Origin of the sequence: Streptomyces sp. LUP47B, from assembly GCF_001746295.1 — a bacterium.
Lineage (GTDB): Bacteria > Actinomycetota > Actinomycetes > Streptomycetales > Streptomycetaceae > Streptomyces.
The window spans coordinates 176155-191570 of the sequence record NZ_MJAH01000015.1; the positions used below are offsets into that span (position 1 = coordinate 176155).

At 70.0% G+C, this 15416-nt stretch carries 15 protein-coding genes; 6 read left to right on the top strand and 9 right to left on the bottom strand.

What is annotated here, in order from left to right; genetic code table 11:
• Position 1: 1 nt before the first annotated feature.
• The 3 genes from BFN33_RS36225 to BFN33_RS36235 form a co-directional block, all read right to left on the bottom strand.
• The gene (locus BFN33_RS36225; protein WP_069764434.1) at positions 2 to 493 is read right to left on the bottom strand and encodes a hypothetical protein; all 492 of its coding nucleotides are present in this window, start codon (positions 491 to 493) and stop codon (positions 2 to 4) included.
• Positions 494 to 523: 30 nt separating this feature from the next.
• Entirely contained in the window at positions 524 to 985 is a 462-nt protein-coding gene (locus BFN33_RS36230; protein WP_069764435.1) for an SHOCT domain-containing protein, read from the bottom strand.
• A gap of 173 nt (positions 986 to 1158) precedes the next feature.
• Complete coding sequence (locus BFN33_RS36235) at positions 1159 to 1821, bottom strand: HdeD family acid-resistance protein (RefSeq protein ID WP_069764436.1); 663 nt, start codon at positions 1819 to 1821, stop codon at positions 1159 to 1161.
• 211 nt (positions 1822 to 2032) lie between these two features.
• On the opposite strand from BFN33_RS36235, the gene BFN33_RS36240 reads away from it, so the two are divergent.
• A complete protein-coding gene (locus BFN33_RS36240) occupies positions 2033 to 2605 on the top strand; it encodes a potassium channel family protein (RefSeq protein WP_069764437.1) in 573 nt (190 codons plus the stop codon).
• Between the two features lie 36 nt (positions 2606 to 2641).
• Here BFN33_RS36240 and BFN33_RS36245 read toward each other — a convergent pair whose 3' ends face one another.
• From BFN33_RS36245 to BFN33_RS36255, 3 genes are all read right to left on the bottom strand, one after another.
• On the bottom strand, positions 2642 to 2839 hold the full coding sequence (locus BFN33_RS36245) for a hypothetical protein (protein WP_069764438.1): 198 nt from the start codon (positions 2837 to 2839) through the stop codon (positions 2642 to 2644).
• Between the two features lie 125 nt (positions 2840 to 2964).
• Entirely contained in the window at positions 2965 to 3498 is a 534-nt protein-coding gene (locus tag BFN33_RS36250) for a hypothetical protein (RefSeq protein ID WP_069764439.1), read from the bottom strand.
• A gap of 47 nt (positions 3499 to 3545) precedes the next feature.
• Positions 3546 to 6233, bottom strand: coding sequence for a LuxR C-terminal-related transcriptional regulator (locus tag BFN33_RS36255; RefSeq protein ID WP_079141179.1), 2688 nt, complete (start codon positions 6231 to 6233; stop codon positions 3546 to 3548).
• A 197-nt stretch (positions 6234 to 6430) separates the two neighbouring features.
• On the opposite strand from BFN33_RS36255, the gene BFN33_RS36260 reads away from it, so the two are divergent.
• Positions 6431 to 6787 (top strand): amphi-Trp domain-containing protein, encoded by a 357-nt coding sequence (locus tag BFN33_RS36260; RefSeq protein ID WP_069764440.1) that lies wholly within the window; start codon positions 6431 to 6433, stop codon positions 6785 to 6787.
• Positions 6788 to 6799: 12 nt separating this feature from the next.
• On the opposite strand, the gene BFN33_RS36265 is transcribed toward BFN33_RS36260, so the two are convergent.
• Both BFN33_RS36265 and BFN33_RS36270 read right to left on the bottom strand, forming a co-directional pair.
• Positions 6800 to 7636, bottom strand: a complete 837-nt coding sequence (locus tag BFN33_RS36265; RefSeq protein ID WP_069764441.1) for a class II glutamine amidotransferase — start codon at positions 7634 to 7636, stop codon at positions 6800 to 6802.
• A gap of 123 nt (positions 7637 to 7759) precedes the next feature.
• Entirely contained in the window at positions 7760 to 9136 is a 1377-nt protein-coding gene (locus BFN33_RS36270) for an MFS transporter (RefSeq protein ID WP_069764442.1), read from the bottom strand.
• A gap of 242 nt (positions 9137 to 9378) precedes the next feature.
• Between BFN33_RS36270 and BFN33_RS36275 the strand changes: the two genes are divergently transcribed.
• The 4 genes from BFN33_RS36275 (at position 9379) to BFN33_RS36290 (ending at position 11940) form a co-directional block, all read left to right on the top strand.
• On the top strand, positions 9379 to 10155 hold the full coding sequence (locus BFN33_RS36275) for an RNA polymerase sigma factor (protein WP_069764443.1): 777 nt from the start codon (positions 9379 to 9381) through the stop codon (positions 10153 to 10155).
• The gene (locus BFN33_RS36280) at positions 10152 to 11096 is read left to right on the top strand and encodes a CU044_5270 family protein (protein WP_069764444.1); all 945 of its coding nucleotides are present in this window, start codon (positions 10152 to 10154) and stop codon (positions 11094 to 11096) included. Before BFN33_RS36275 ends, BFN33_RS36280 begins: the two co-directional genes overlap by 4 nt.
• A gap of 215 nt (positions 11097 to 11311) precedes the next feature.
• Positions 11312 to 11533: a type II toxin-antitoxin system VapB family antitoxin gene (locus tag BFN33_RS36285; protein ID WP_069764445.1), complete on the top strand. Its 222-nt coding sequence runs from the start codon at positions 11312 to 11314 to the stop codon at positions 11531 to 11533.
• Entirely contained in the window at positions 11530 to 11940 is a 411-nt protein-coding gene (locus BFN33_RS36290) for a PIN domain-containing protein (RefSeq protein WP_069764446.1), read from the top strand. The genes BFN33_RS36285 and BFN33_RS36290 overlap by 4 nt, the downstream gene beginning before the upstream one ends.
• A gap of 661 nt (positions 11941 to 12601) precedes the next feature.
• Here the strand turns inward: BFN33_RS36290 and BFN33_RS36295 are convergent.
• Positions 12602 to 14746, bottom strand: a complete 2145-nt coding sequence (locus BFN33_RS36295) for a PQQ-binding-like beta-propeller repeat protein (RefSeq protein ID WP_069764447.1) — start codon at positions 14744 to 14746, stop codon at positions 12602 to 12604.
• Between the last annotated feature and the right edge of the window lie 670 nt (positions 14747 to 15416).

Genomic DNA, 15416 nt, shown 5'->3' on the forward strand with positions numbered 1-15416 from the left:
CTCATGCGGGGCCGTGCGGCGGAGACGACATCCTGTGCGACTGACGATCGTCGGACGGGGGACGCTCGTCGGACACGGTGAAGAGGTTGTCGCGCTGGACCACGCACAGGGCCCAGATGATGAAGCCCGAGATCGCGATCATCACGACCGACCACACCGGGTAGTACGGCAGGGAGAGGAAGTTGGCGATGATGACGAGCCCGGCGATGGCCACGCCGAGGACGCGCGCCCACGTCGAGGTCCGGAGCAGCCCGATGCTGACGAGCACGGCGACCGCGCCCAGCGCGAGGTGGATCCAGCCCCAGCCGGTCAGGTCGAACTCGAACGCGTAGTTGCGCGTCGTGACGAAGATGTCGTCCTCGGCGATGGCCATGATGCCCCGGAAGATGTCGAGCAGTCCGACGAGGAAGAGCATCACGGCGCCGAAGGCGGTCAGTCCTGTTGCCCATTCCTGCTTCGCCGCGTGTCCCTGCTGAGTGTGTGTAGCGGTCATCTTGTGCCTCGATTCGTGGTGTACGTGCGTTCAGCGACCGGTGGCGGTGGAGCCCGTGTGCTCCGCCGGGCCGTGGCCGGCCAGGACCAGTTCCTTGGCCCTGCGGAACTCGTCGTCCGTGATGTCGCCGCGGGCGCGGATGTCGGACAGCTTGGCGAGCTCGTCGATGCTGCTGGTCCGGTCCTGGGTGCCCGCGGCCTCCCTGATGCGGGCGTCGAAGGCTTCCTGCTGTGCCCGGGCCTGGGACATCTCCCGGCGGCCCATGTTCTTGCCGCGTGCGATCACGTAGACGAAGACGCCCAGGAAGGGCAGCAGGATGGTGAACGCCAGCCAGCCGGCCTTCCCCCAGCCGCTCATGTCGTCGTCACGGAAGATGTCGACGACGACGCGGAAGAGCAGGACGAACCACATGATCCACAGGAAGAACCAGAGCATGCTCCAGAAGACGCTCAGCAGGGGATAGTCGTACGCGAGGTACGTCTGCGCGCTCATGTCTCTCCTCCGTCCCGGGCGATCGCCCGGCTGCCGTTGATGCAGTCTCAGCGTGGACACGACCGGGGCCGGGTGGCCTCACCCGACGCGGGTGACCTTGCGGGGATCCGGTCCTCCTACGGGGGCGGCGGCGCCCGGGGCCGGGTGCGCTCGCCGTAGTGGCGGATGCGGTGTCAGATCGTTCCGGTGCGGGCATGCGGCCGCGTGGTGTGCGTCTTTCGCAGCGCGGCCCGCCACGCGAGGGCGATCGCCGCCTCGGCCAGGCCGAGCAGGACGAGCCACAGGCCGAGCAGCCGGGTCAGGGCGCGGGCCGATTCCGTCGGCAGGGCGAGCACCACGATTCCCGCGACGATGGCGAGCACCGCGGCGCCCAGGACGACTCCGCGGTGCGGCAGGTCCTTGGCGGCGAGGGCCGTGTAGAGGGTGAGGATGCCGGAGGCGAGCCAGACGACTCCGACGACCAGTGAGAGGGCGGCGATGGTCTGCAGCGGGTTCCGCAGGCTCAGCACCCCGGCCAGGACGTACAGCACGGCCAGCAGCAGCGCCGGGAGCCGTTCACCGTGCTCCTCCCGGCCGAAGACGGCCACGAACCGGAACGCCCCGGTGACCAGGAGGTACAGCCCGATGAGGACTGCCAGGACGTGCAGGGTTTCCTCCGGCCAGACCAGTACCAGAATGCCCGGCACCAGCGTCGCGACCGCCGAGCACAGGATCCAGGTCCATGAGCGGCCCAGGCGCGCCAGCACGTCGGCGGGATCGCTCACCGGAAGGGGGGCCGCCCCGTCGGCGGGGGGTTCTGGCCCGGGGGGCGGCGCCGGATCACGCGACATGGTCATGGCTCCTCCTCGTGTGATCGAGCGCGTCGCTCCCGGACCGCCGACGGGGCGGTGTCCGAGGGAGAGGCGTGCCGGACCGCTCCAGCGTCACGCCTGGCACCGGGTGCCGGGCTCACCCACCACGGGTGATCCGCCGGCACCGCCGCGGCGGTGAGGTGGGAATCTCCAGGCGCCTGTCCCCTCGGCCCCGCACGCGACGAAGAGACACGAGATGAGCGATCCGAGCACTGTCCGGTCCGGACCGGACCGCACCCGCCGCCGGGCGGCGATCGTCGCGGTCGTCCGCGCCGTGCTCATCGCCACCGGCCTCGTCACCGCCTACTACGTGCTGCCGCTGGACGAGCGAGGTACGGCCGGCATGTCGGCGCTCCTCGCGTGCGGCTCGGCGGCGGTGCTGCTGATGTTCTGGTGGGAGGTGCGGGCCATCGTGCGCTCGCCCCACCCGCGGCTGCGGGCCGTCGAGGCCCTGGCCGCCACACTGCCGCTGTTCCTGGTGCTCTTCGCCTGCGGCTACTACCTGATGGACCACTTCACCCCGGGCTCCTTCAGTGAGCCGCTGACGAGGACGGACGCCCTGTACTTCACGCTGACCACGTTCAGCACCGTCGGCTTCGGGGACATCACGGCCCGCTCCCAGGCGGGGCGGGTGCTGACGATGTTCCAGATGGCCGGGGGACTCCTGCTCGTGGGCGTCGCCGCACGGGTGCTGGCGGGCGCCGTCCAGGTGGGGCTGCGCCGGCAGCACCGTGAGCCGTCGGGGTCGCGCGATGCAGACGACCGGTGAGATCGCCGACCCGGCACCGCACACCGCCCGTTCCCCTCACTCCGGCAGTTGCCGCATCTCCAGGACCCGCAGTCCCAGGGACTGGCAGCGTGCCAGCAGCCCGTACAGGTGCGCCTCGTCCACGACAGGACCGAACAGGACGGTCTGGCCGGACATCACGACGTGGCCCAGCTCCGGAAACGCCTTGACCAGCGTTTCCGACAGGTGGCCCTCGACGCGGATCTCGTAGCGCACAAGCTGTCCTCCCATGGACTGCGTGGGACAGGCGGACGGCACCCTTCCCTGCGATCGTGCGCCTCCGTGCCCCTTGGGGCCTCACCCGGTACAGGTGACCGTCCTCTTCTCGACGCGTCGGATTCTCAATGCGTCAGAACGATCTTGAAGGACACGATCAGCAGACCCAGCAGCAGGTTGACCGACGCGGTGACGGCCAGCAGCCGCCGCGAAGCCCCGGCGCGGCGTGCCGCGGCCACGGACCAGCCCACCTGCCCGGCCACGGCGACGGAGAGAGCCAGCCACAGGGCACCTCGCACGTCGAGGCCCAGGAGCGGGCTGACGGCCACCGCGACGGCCGGCGGGACGGCGGCATTGACGATCGGCCACTCGTCACGGCACACATGCAGTACGACACGCCGGTCCAGCGCCTGTTCCGCCAGCCGCGCCCCGAACAGCTGGGCGTGCACATGCGCGATCCAGAACACCAGGCCGGTGAGCAACAGCAGCAGCACCAGCTCGGTGCGCGGGAAGGAGCCCAGGGAGCCGGCGCCGATCACCACGGAGGCCGCGAGCATCGATCCGTAGACGCCGCCCGTGTAGTCCGCGTGGGCGCGCCGCTCGACACGACGCTCTCCGCGGGCCGTGGCCGGTCCGGTTCCGGTTCTGGTTCTGGACACCGACGACTCCTTCCTGGCTCAGCGCGCCGATCCGGCACGGCGTCCGTTCACAGCAGCCGGAGTTCGCGCGCGCGGCGCACCGCGTCGCCCCGCCGGTTCACCGCGAGCTTCCGGTAGACGCTCTTGAGGTGGGTCTTCACCGTGTTCACCGACACGTAGAGGTCGGCGGCGACCTCCTCCGTCGACATCATCCGGGCCAGCCGCTCCAGGACGTCGCGCTCGCGTCCGCTCAGCTCCACCGCGACGAGCGGCGGGGGCAGCGCCTCCGGCCCGGGTTGCTCACCGTGTCGCGGCGTGCCGGGTGTGAGCCAGCCCGCCGCCAGCTCGTGCAGCGGGGCCGTGGCCAGGAGGGGCCGGAGCCAGACTCCCGCGTCGAGGAACGGACGCCGCAGCCGCTCCCGCCGGGCGTCGAGGAGCGCGTTCGCCACGAGCCTCCGGGCCGTCGCCGTGTCTCCGGCCCCCTCCGCGGCCTGGGCCCTCACCAGCGCTGCCCGCACGGTCACCGCCGGACCGGCGTGGCCCCCGGCGCGGATGCCGTCGAGCAGATCGATGGCCGCCCCTGTACGGCCCGTGGCGAGCTGGATCGCCGCGGCCTCCACGGCACACGCCGGCTGGTCGGCGGACACACCCCGGAGCACCTCGGCCGCCGCGTCCGGTCGCCCTTCGGCCAGGTGGGCGGCGGAGGCGACGAGGGCTTCATGGCTTGTCGCCCAGGGTGAGGCGACGACGGCGGAGACGTCCGGGTCAGCCGCGTCCACGGCGGCTCGTGCCCTGCCCCTGACCAACAGCAGGCGAGCCGTGACCAGGGCTCGCCCCGCCGCCGGGACCGGGTCATGTGTTCCGGCCGGGAGCTGGGCCGTCTCGTCGAGGAGGGCCTGGGCCCGGTCCAGCTCATGGCGGTCGAGGGCCACGGCGGCGAGGACCAGCTGTCCGATGCCGGAGCCGGACGGCTGGGGAAGGCCCGCCCGCTCCCTCTCGGACGCAGCCGCCAGGGCCTTGCGCTCCGCTCGGCCGAGCCAGCCGTCCAGATAGTCGAGCAGCGCCAGGTGCTCCAGGGCGTCCTCGCGGGGCAGCACGGTGGAGGCTCCGCCGGGAGCGGCGGCCGCCGTGGTCAGGGCAGCGCGGGCGTCCTCGAAACGCCCGGCCCACAGGCGGGCCGAGCCCAGATGGGTCAGCAGGAGAGCGCTGAGTTCGGGATGCTTGTCCAGGAGGTGCGCCGGGACCTCCTGCCGCAGTCCGTCGGCCGCCGCGGCGGCCCTTTCGGCCCGTGGGGGACTTCCGGTCAGCCGGGCGGCCAGTGCCTCCAGCAGGGCACAGCTCAATTGGGCGGCCGCCAGGTCGGGCGCGTCGTCGGTCAGGTGCTCCTCGGCGAGGCGCAGATGTGCCAGACCATGATCGAGGTCGTGCCGGGACAGGTCACGGGCGGCGCGTACGACGTCCGTCGCGGGGCTTCGGGCCTCGGGACCCATGGGGGAGAACAACTGGGTCAGGTCGTCCGAGCGCAGGCCGGTGAAGAGCTGCCCGATCGCCAGGTCGTCGACGAGGGCGCCGGCGGTGAGATCCCAGTCGCCCGCCGCGGCGCCGTGGGCGAGTGTCTCCGGCAGGATTCCGGAACGACGCAGCCACCGTGCGGCCCGCAGGTGGAGCTCCGGCTCCAGGCCGGGCAGACGCACGCGCAGATGGGCCCGGAGTATCTCCCGGAACAGCGGGTGGAGCTGGTACGAGGAGTGCCCGAGATACTCGACGAACGCGTTGTCGCGGTGCAGCCCGGCGAGAATGGGCTCGGCATCGGTACGGAGGGTCAGCGCGTTGGCCAGCTCGGGGGAGAAACGCTCCAGGACGCTGACCCGCAGCAGCAGGCCCTGGGTCTCCTCCGGCTGTCCCCTGAGGACCTCGGACAGCAGGAAGTCCGCGACCGTACTGCGGTCCGCCTCGAACTCCTTCAGGTAGAGCTCCGGGTCGGCGCTCTCCAGGGCGGCCAGGGCGGACAGGCGCAAACCGGCCGCCCACCCCCGGGTGCGGTCCACCAGGGCGCTCGCGGCAGGAACCGGAAGGCTCAGACCGTGCAGCTCCAGCAGTGCGACGGCCTCCTCGGAGGTGAACGCGAGCTCGGCGGCGCGGATCTCCGTCACTTCACCGGCCGCCCGGTAACGGTGCAGCGGCAGCAGCGGTTCGGTGCGGGTGACGAGGACGAGGCGCAGGCCACGCCCGGCGTGGTGCAGGACGAACTCCAGCTGCTCCGTGACCTCCGGAGCGGTCATGCGGTGGTACTCGTCGAGCACGAGGACCACGGGCCGGTCACGTTCGTTCAGCTCGGCGGCGAGCGCTGCCAGCAGCTTGCGGTCCACCAGGGAGGCGTCCGCGGGGGCCCCGACCGCGTCGGACGCCGACGCACCGCAGGCACGCAGTGCCTGAAGGACGTACGCCCAGAACACCCCCGGACGCCGGTCCCCCGCTTCGACGGTGAGCCAGGCGACCGGCTGCCGCAGTCCGGCGGCCCAGTCGGCGGCCAGCAGGGTCTTGCCGGCCCCGGCCGGGCCGTTGACCAGTGTCAACGGTGTCCCGAGAGCCTGATCGAGGTGCTGGACGAGCCGCTGCCGCCGCAGGAACGTGGCGGGCCGGGCGGGGAGCGCGAACCGGGTGCGCAGGAACGGGTCCCCCTGGGGATCGGCGTACGGTACGGCCGGAACGATCGGAACGGTCGTTCCCCGGGCGTTCTCGTAGGTCTCGGCCACGGTCGCTCACTACCCCTGTCTGCCAGGGTCACGTCACGGGCGGCGCTTCCTCCACCAGCATCCCAGCCTCCGCGCCACGACGCTCGTCGCACCGGACCACCGGCCCGTTCACCCCCGACATGCGCGGCGAACCCAAGAGGACGAGATTGGAGGTGGCCCGACCGGCCGAAGGTGCCGTATCCGGATCGGAGACACCCATGAAGGACCTCAAGTTCGAACAGAAGCGCTCCCTTTCCCGCCTTGAGGCGGCCGACCAGCTCACGAGACTCGCAGCAGCGCTGAGGGAAGGCGGGGACGCCGAACTGGAACTCGGCCCGGGCACGCTGAGCCTGCGGATCCCCGACGACCTTCGCAGCGAGATGGAGGTCGAGATCGGTGAGGGGGAGATCGAGCTGGAGATCGAGTTCAAGTGGCCGACCGCACCGACCCGGACGGAGCCGTCGCGGACGGACGCGGGGGCGAAGGAAGCCACCACGCGCAGGCGCACGCCCGCGAAGTCGGGAGCCAGCGGTACGAGCGCCAACACAGGCAAGGGCGCCGCGAAGAACCCGTGATCCGCTGACGCGTCACGCAGGTTCCGGGACGAAGCGATGCAACTCGTCGACCCCGGCATGTACGACGCCGTAGGTGCTCTCGGGCACCGCGTTCCAGGCACCCGGCAGGTCGCCGAGGGGCTCGGACACGATGAGACGGGTCTCGTCGGACACTTCCCGCAGGAACGCCAGGTCGGGATGCAGTTCTCTCAGCGTGTCGACGCGGGTGCTGTAGAACAACGACCGGGAAGCGCCCTGGCTCGAGTAGCGGAAGGCCCACAGGCGTTCGCCGTCGGTCACGGCGATGGTCATCTGGACCGGGAACTCCACACCGTGGTCATGGCCGCTGCGCTCCACCACTCCCACCATCCGGGCCACGGCGCCCGGCGGATCCTCGTCCAGGCCGAAGGTGACCGCCAGGTAGAACATCATCTCCGAGTCCGTCGTTCCCTCGATGTCGGAGTACAGCCGGGGGTCGACGAGCAGGGACAGATCGCGGCGGACGAGGTGGAAATCCGCGATGGCCCCGTTGTGCATCCACATCCAGCGGCCGTGCCGGAACGGGTGGCAGTTCGTCTGCTGCACCGCCGTACCCGTCGACGCCCGGATGTGGGCGAAGAACAACGGAGAGCGGACATGATCCGCGAGCTCCCTCAGGTTGCGGTTGTTCCAGGCGGGGCCGATGTCCTTGAGCAGGGCCGGGGTTTCGATGGCTTCCTGCGAGTACCAGCCGACGCCGAAACCGTCGCCGTTCGTCGTCTCGACTCCCATTCTGGAGTGGAGGCTCTGATCGATCAGGGAGTGGGCCGGTCTGTAGAGGATGGTGTCGAGCAGCAGAGGTGTTCCCGAGTAAGCGAGCCATCGGCACATGAGCGATCACCTGTGTTCCTACTGCACTCGCGGAAAGATTCCTTGATGTCCCCCTGCACGCCGTCAGTCCCATTTTCGTCTCCCTCGCCACGCGTCGCCATGCGGGCGTCGCACGCAGACACCTCACGTGGGTCCGTGCGGCGGAGAAGCAGTGGTGCTCGAAACCGGGCCCCGAGGGAGGAACACCGCCGTGGCCAGGCCGACGAGCCCGAAGACCGCCAGTGTGATCATCGCGGCTCCGTAGGCATGCGTGGTGAGGCCGGCGACGAGGATGGTGCCGGCGACGGCGGTGCCGAGTGAGGAACCGAGGTTGGAGACGCTGCGCGACAGTCCGGAGATCTCGCCCTGCTGCTCGTCGGGGAAGCTCGACTGCACCACGTTGACCGATGGGGTCAGACTCAGGCCGAGGCCCAGGCCGATCAGCAGCAGCCCGGGCGCGAAGGCCCAGGCACTCGGAGAGCCGCTCGCCAGGGCCAGCAGGACGCCGACCCCGGCGATCGCCACACCGAAGCCCGTCACGATGAGGGTGCGCTGTGCCCACCGCCTCGCCAGACGTTCGGCGGCCAGTGACGAGGCGAGCAGGCCGAGCGTGGCGGCCGTGAAGATCACGCCGGTCTGGACGGCGTCGTATCCGCGGACGACCTGGAGATAGGTCGCGACGACGAACGACGTCCCCATGAGCAGGAGCCACTGGATGTTCTGCGTCACGAGACCGAGATTCGAGGTGCGGCTGCGGAACAGGCTCGTCGACAGGAGTGGCTGTTCGCCGGCCCGCTCCTTGGCGCGTACCGACCGGAAGAACCACAACAGCATGAGCGCACCGAGGACGAGCAGGCCGATCATCAGCCAGACGTTGTTGTCGGCTGCCAGGATCCCCGTGACGAGGAGGATGAGGCCGACGGCCGAGAGGATGGCTCCGGTGGTGTCGAAGGAGCTCGTGGGGTCCGATGGCAGAGGGTCCTTGATCCGGCGACTCAGGATGATGATCAACGCGATCACCAGGGCCTGGAACACGAAGGCAGCCCGCCAGCTGATGGCGGAGGTGATGAGTCCCCCGATCAGCGGCCCGGCGGCGGCGCCGATGCCTCCCAGCGCCATGACCGCCCCGAATGCGCGGGCACGGGAGGTCACTTCCGTGAAGAGGAGCGTCGTGAGGATGTAGACGGGCGGGATGAGCAGCGCCGTGCCGACACCTTCGAGGATCGAGTTGCCGAGGATGAGGACGCCCAGGCCCGGAGCGACCGCGCTCAGCAGGGCGCCGACGCCGTACACGGCGAGACCGGCCAGGAAGCACCACTTGCGGCCGTAGCGGTCGGTCAGCTTGCCGCCGGGGATCATCAGCGCCGCCATGACGAGGAGGAAGATCGTGATCGCGAGCTGCACTCCCTGCACGCTCGTGTCCAGGTCCTCGCTGATGTCGTTGATCATCACGTTCATGTTCGAACCGGCGAAGCTGCAGATGAACTGGGCCAGGGCGAGGGGGGCCAGCACGCCGCGCATCGCACCGGGCGGGCGTTCGGGAGCATCCGCTTCAGACACCGGCGCTGCTCCTTTCGCCTGGAACAGCCAATGAGCGCGTGGTTCCTCCGCCTCAAGCGTGCGCTGCGGCGCAGCTCATCGCACTCCGAGCGCTACGGATACGGGCGCGACCCGGCCCGGACTCTCCGCGCCTTCTGCGAGGGGTGCCTCGTGATGTGATCGTCGCCACAGGGACGACGGGCGCCGAGCGGACAGGGCTGGTTGTGGAACTTTCCCTGCGTGACCGGATACGCGCCGGCGATCCGGAAGCCTTCGCCGAACTCTTCGGCGCGCACGCCCGGGCCGTCTACGGTCATGCCGCCCGCCTGTCGGCGGACCGGGGCACCGCGGAGGACGTGGTGTCCCTGACCTTCCTGGAAGCCTGGCGGCTCAGGGAGAAGCTGAGACCCGCAGCCGCAGCCCCGGACGAAGACGCCGAGGACGCCGACGTGCCCGACGGCGACGGACTGCGCCCCTGGTTGTACGGCATCGCCACCAACGTTCTGCGCAACACGCGCCGCGCCGCCCGCCGGCACAGCGCCGCGCTCGCCCGGCTCCCCGACCGCCCGGCGGACCGTGAGACCCTGCCCGACTTCGCCGACGACGTCGTCGGGCGCATGGAGAGAGCCGAGCGGCTCGCTGCCGCGCACACCGCGCTCGGCCGGTTGCGCAGAGCCGAGCGTGAGGTGTTCGCGCTGTGCGTCTGGTCGGGACTGAGCTACGCGGACGCGGGCGAGGCCCTCGGCGTGCCGGCGAGCACCGTACGGTCGCGGCTCGCCCGCGCAAGGCAGCGTCTACGGACCTTGTCGGAGGCGGAGTTGGCGGCCCGGCGCAGGTCCGCCGGGCAGCGGTCCACGGACCCGGGCCCGGGCAAGCCAAGTGCCGCCGCGTCGGGCGATGTTCCACCTCAGCGGGAGAAACCGGGACTCGGCCCGCGCAGCGGACAGGTACCGGGTGGCCGTTCCCAAACGGCCCGGTCGACTCAGGAGAAGCACCGATGAACCCCGATGAGCGCGAGGAACTGGCCAGGCTGCTGCCGAGCCCGGGTGAGCCGGTCCTGACGAGCGACCGCCACGACCTGCTGAAGGACCATCTGATGAGAGAGCTCACCGAGCAAGCCCCGGAACTCCCGGCCGTCGCGACGGCACCCGGCCGGCGAGCGCGGGCCCCCCGCCGCCGGTTCGCCGTCATCGCCGTACCCCTCGCCACGGCGGCGGCCATCGTCGCCGCGGTCCTTGCCGGCGCCGTCGGATCCAGGACCGCCACGACCGACGCGGACGCGGTCGACCTCCTCAATCGCATCGCCGAGGTCGCCGCCGCGAAGAAGTCCGTGCCCGTCAGGGACGACCAGTACGTCTATGTCCGCACTCAGGGCTCCATGAAGTTCTCCGAGCACGACATCCGGATCCTGCGGGAAGCGAGTTGGACCGCCGTCGACGGCAAGCGGGCGGGACTGCGCCGGGTCACGGTGCTCGTGGGTCCGCCGTTCCGGCCCCGGGACCCGCTCTCCTCGTACTCCAGGGGCACCCACGACATGAGGCTGAATCCCGACCCGAACGTCACCACGTTCCGTGAGCTCCAGGCGCTGCCCACCGACCCCGACGCGCTGCTGGAGAAGATCTACGCCGGCACGAGGGGGGAGGGACAGACCAGGGAGAGCGCGGCGCTGGAGAAGATCGGCGACATGCTGGCCGACGCCACACTCCTGCCCGAACTGGACGCCGCGCTCTACCGCGCGGCCGCCAGGATCCCGGGCGTCTCGGTCGTCACCGACGCCAAGGACTACACCGGCCGCTCCGGCATCGGCCTGAGTTTCGAGGAGCGCGACGGCCGCACGGTCTGGGTCTTCGACAAGAACTCCCTCGACTTCCTGGGCACGGCGGACGAGGCTCTGCTGGCCGTCGGGGTCACGGACAAGACAGGCGAGACGCCGGCCACATGATGGCTTGTCCCTGGAGAGCAGCCCTGGCCCGCAAGGCCAGGGTTCCGGAGCGGTTCATCAGCAGACCCAGAGGCGAGGCGAGTCGGGTGAGAGTGCGAGTTCCTTCTCGTCACCCGCTCGCTACCCATGCCCGTGCCGGCGCTCGACTGTAGCTTCGCTAATGTTGGTGACGTATTCTTCTTTGTACATCACCAATATCGTGCAGGAGGTGCCGCGTGTCTGTGACCCAGATCGACATCGACGACGACGCTTTGGAACGTGCCATGGCTTTGTCCAAGGTCAGGACCAAGAAGGAGGCAGTCAACCTCGCCCTGCACTTCTATGCCGAGCAGCAGGAGCGTGCGGCGCGCATCAGCCGCCACTTCGAGCGTGCGCGTGAATGGGGTGCCGTCGAGGACGCGGAGCGCCTGCACGGGGCGGAGAAGGACAGCCGGTGATCTACCTGCTCGACACCTCCGGCCTGGTCCGGCTGCTCCGCGATCCGAAACTGCAGTCGGCCTGGTACGACGCGATCGACGCCGGGGCCGTCGCATCCTGCTATGTGCAGCGTGCCGAGTTCCTCCACAGTGCCCGGAACGGACGCGAGTACGACGAGATCACGGAGATGTTCACCGACCTCTACCCCGATGCGGCCGTACCGAAGAACGCGGGGCGCTGGATCGGTGGGGTGCAGCACCGTATGGCCCGGGCCGGAGAGCATCGCAGTGCCTCGGCGGTGGACCTCGTCATCGCCGCGACCGCAGCCCATCACGGACTGGCTGTCCTGCACGACGATGCCGACTACCGCGCCATTGCCCGGCACGCATCCGACCTGACCGAGCACAACATCCACGACATCGTCTGAGAGGATTCCGCGCTGTGGCGTGTTCCTCGAAGTCCTGCATTCTGGGCAGGAGTTGGAATCGGTAGTGCTGCGGCGTCCGTAAACGCCATCCGTCTTTACGATTGCGAGGGACAGTCAAGCGGAGGACTCACGGACGTGGCCGACGGGGCTGATACAGCGAAACCCCGGGCCGGCGGCGCCTTTCGGGCTCCGAAACGGTGAGCCTGACACGGCCACCGAGAACTGGTTCCTCCACGTGCCCGGTCTTCATGCATGTACAGACGGCTATCCGGCGGAAAACCCCCGCCAACAGGACAAGCCCCAGGTCGCTGACCTGGGGCTTCAAAAGAGCGGGTGACGAGAATCGAACTCGCGCTCTCAGCTTGGGAAGCGACGGCGCTTGGGTGGCGGCACGGCTTCTGACCTGCAAGTATGTCGCCAGGGGTGCAGTTTGAAGGGTTGGCTTCGCACCGCTGTTTACCGTGGTTGTCCCGTCTTGCAGGCACGCTTTGGGCACGCCCCCACTTGGGGGCACTGCGCGAGGGCCGGACCGCCCCGCTGCGGTGGGACAGCTGCGGGTGCGGGATGGCCCCGACATATCGGCTTGCAGATGCACACCCCTATGAGGGCGTAGGCGGTCTGTGGGCTGATCCACACGGTGCGCGGCGATTGCCTCGGCCGGTCAGGTGGGCCTGTTCGGGCTCCGGGAGAAGGCCGTGTCGCCGGCCAGCGCCACGATCGCGTCCTTGACGAGCAGCACGCGCGGCGGGTAGGCCTGCGCTTTGTCCCCGGGGGCGTCCAGGGCGGAGGTGCGCCAGGCCTCTGCTCCGGTGCGGCTGTCCAGTGCCAGCAGACGGCCGAAGCGGTTGGAGAAGTAGACCCGTTTGTAGGTCTCTGACACCGTGGGTGCGGACAGACTCTCCATGTCCGTCGTCTTCTGCCAGAGCTGTTTGCCGCTGTGGGCCGACACCGCGGTGACCGTCCCGTCGGAACGGACGAAGTAGACGACGCCGTCCACGAGGGTGGCCGCGCCGGTCAGTGGATGTGCCAGCGGTATCCGTCTGACCTGCCCGGTGTCCGGCACCACCCGCAGCAACGCGTTGTACGGCCGTTCGTATCCGGCTTCGTACACGTCCTTCGCGGTCTGGGGGGCGAGGAACAGGGGTTGCCCGCCGACTGCGCCGAGCGCTTCCGCCTTCTTGGGCAGCGTGGCGGTTTTGGTCAGGCTGCCGGGGGCGAGCTTCATCAGCTCGACCGGGGCCTGGCCGGGCTCGGTGCCGGCTGAACACAGGGCGTAGGGGGCGCCTCCCGGCGCCGACGGAGTGCAGACCTCGTTCAGCGAGGGCGCCCGCCACAGTTCCTTTCCGGACGGCCCGTAGGCCACGAACGACGAGTAGTCGGGGGACAGGGCCAGCAGTCCGCCGTCGTACAGGACCGTGTCCTGGGACTTGTTGATGTCGCGTTGCCACCGCCGGTGCCCGGTAGCGGCGTCGAGAGCCACCACGCGCCTGGTCCTGTCGTCCGGATCCTCGTACATGTAGACCAGCCCGTCGCGAACGCCGATCGGCTCCGCCCCCTGCGGGCGGGTGCCGGCCCGCCACAGGGTGCGGCCGGAGGCCGCGTCGATCCTGGCGGCTGTGAAGCCCGTACCGCCACAGAACAGGGCGCTTCCCTCCGTCACGCATCCGGGGCTGTCGTAGTTGAGCCGGACACCCTTCACGTCGGACCGCAGCTTCGTCTGCCACGGCCGCCAGCCGTCGGGCAGTGACGCGGCACGGGCGGTGGCGGTGTCCGGGCCGGACACGAAGACAGCCACCCCGATCCCCAGCCCGGTGACGGCCAGCGCCGCGCCGAGGCCGGTGAGCAGCGTGCGGGCTCGGCGTCGCTTGCTGGTGCTGGTGCTGGTGCTGGTGCTGGTGTCGGTCGCGGCGGCCGCGGAGGTGGTGGCCGTGCTCCGAGAAGTGGGGTGGCGCCGGGGGTTCGCGGACTGCCCGGTCTTCGCAGACGTGGTGGCGTCGGATTCCGCCAGCGTCTGGAGCATGCGGTGTATGTCCGTCAGTTCCGGCCGTGCGGCTGGGTCCTTGTCCAGGCAGCGCCCGACAATGCCCAGGAGCGTTTCGTGCACCCCGCCGAGGTCCGGGGTCCCGTGCACCACCTGATAGCCGGTTATGTACGGGCTGTCCGCGTCGAACGGTCCTGTGCCGACGGCCGCGAACACCAGCAGTGACCCCAGCGCGAACACGTCAGAGGCCGGGGTGACGTCTCGGGGAGAGGCCAGTTGTTCCGGCGACATGAAGGGCGGAGTGCCGATCATCCGCCCGGTCGTGGTGAGGTTCTGGTTGCCCGAAGCGCGCGATATGCCGAAGTCGATGACGCGCGGCCCGTCCTCGGTCATCAGGACGTTGCCCGGTTTGAGATCCCGGTGCACCAGACCCACCCGGTGGATGTCGCGCAGCGCCTCGGTGAGCCCCAGCCCCAGCGCGCGCACATCCCGCAGGCGCAACGGGCCGTCCTTCTCGACGACTTCGGAAAGGGTGAGCCCCGGCACGTAGAGCGTCGCCATCCACGGCCGTTCGGCGTCCGGGTCGGCGTCCACGACAGGCGCGGTGAAGGCTCCGCTCACTCTGCGCGCTGCCGCGATCTCCTGCCGGAAGCGCGTCCGGAACTCGTCCTCCTGGGCATACGGCCCGTGCACGAGCTTGACCGCGACCTGCCGTCCCGAGGCGGAGACGCCCAGATAGACGACTCCCATGCCGCCCGCCCCGAGCCGGCCGAGAAGGGTGTATCCGCCTATGGACTCCGGGTCCCCGGTGCTCAGGGGCGTCATCGCCGAACATCCTTCCCAGCGCCAGCCTGCCTCACGGGGATCAGCGTAGGGCCTGCCGCCCCGGAAACGGAGCCGCGCATATCACGGGCGGTCGGCAAGTGCATGAGAGATGGCCAGAATCGAGCCACCTGGCCCCCGGTACACGGGATTTCGGTGTCGAGTCCGGCGGGCGAAGCGAACGGCAAATGCAGCAGCGCCACATCGGTTTGCCCGTGAGGCACCGAAGTACAAGTGAGCTGCCGGCGGGCGAGCCCTCATGCCGGGGGCCTACCGGCCACTGGGCCGGCCGGGCCTGCCCGTTCCCGCGCAGCCCGGCTGTCTGTCAGAGGACGAGGTGTACTACTACGCCCGTCGCGCCACGGTCCTGGAGGCGGCCCGGGGCTTCGATTCGGGCGCGGACACCAAGAGCGGATCCACGGCTGAGCGGGCTGTATGCGCGGGGTGGCCGTCGAGTGCTTCTAGCGCGACGCACGGCTGTTCCGTATCTACGAGTGCGCCGGCCAGATCCAGATCTACGAGGGCGCCGGCCAGATCCAGCAGGTGTTCATCGCCCAGGCGCTGCTGGGCGACGCGGCACGTGGACTCGAACGCCAACTCGCCTTTATCGAAAGAATGTTGCGATAGTCTCCACGCTGACCGACACCAGTCGCGCACGTCGCACATGTCACGA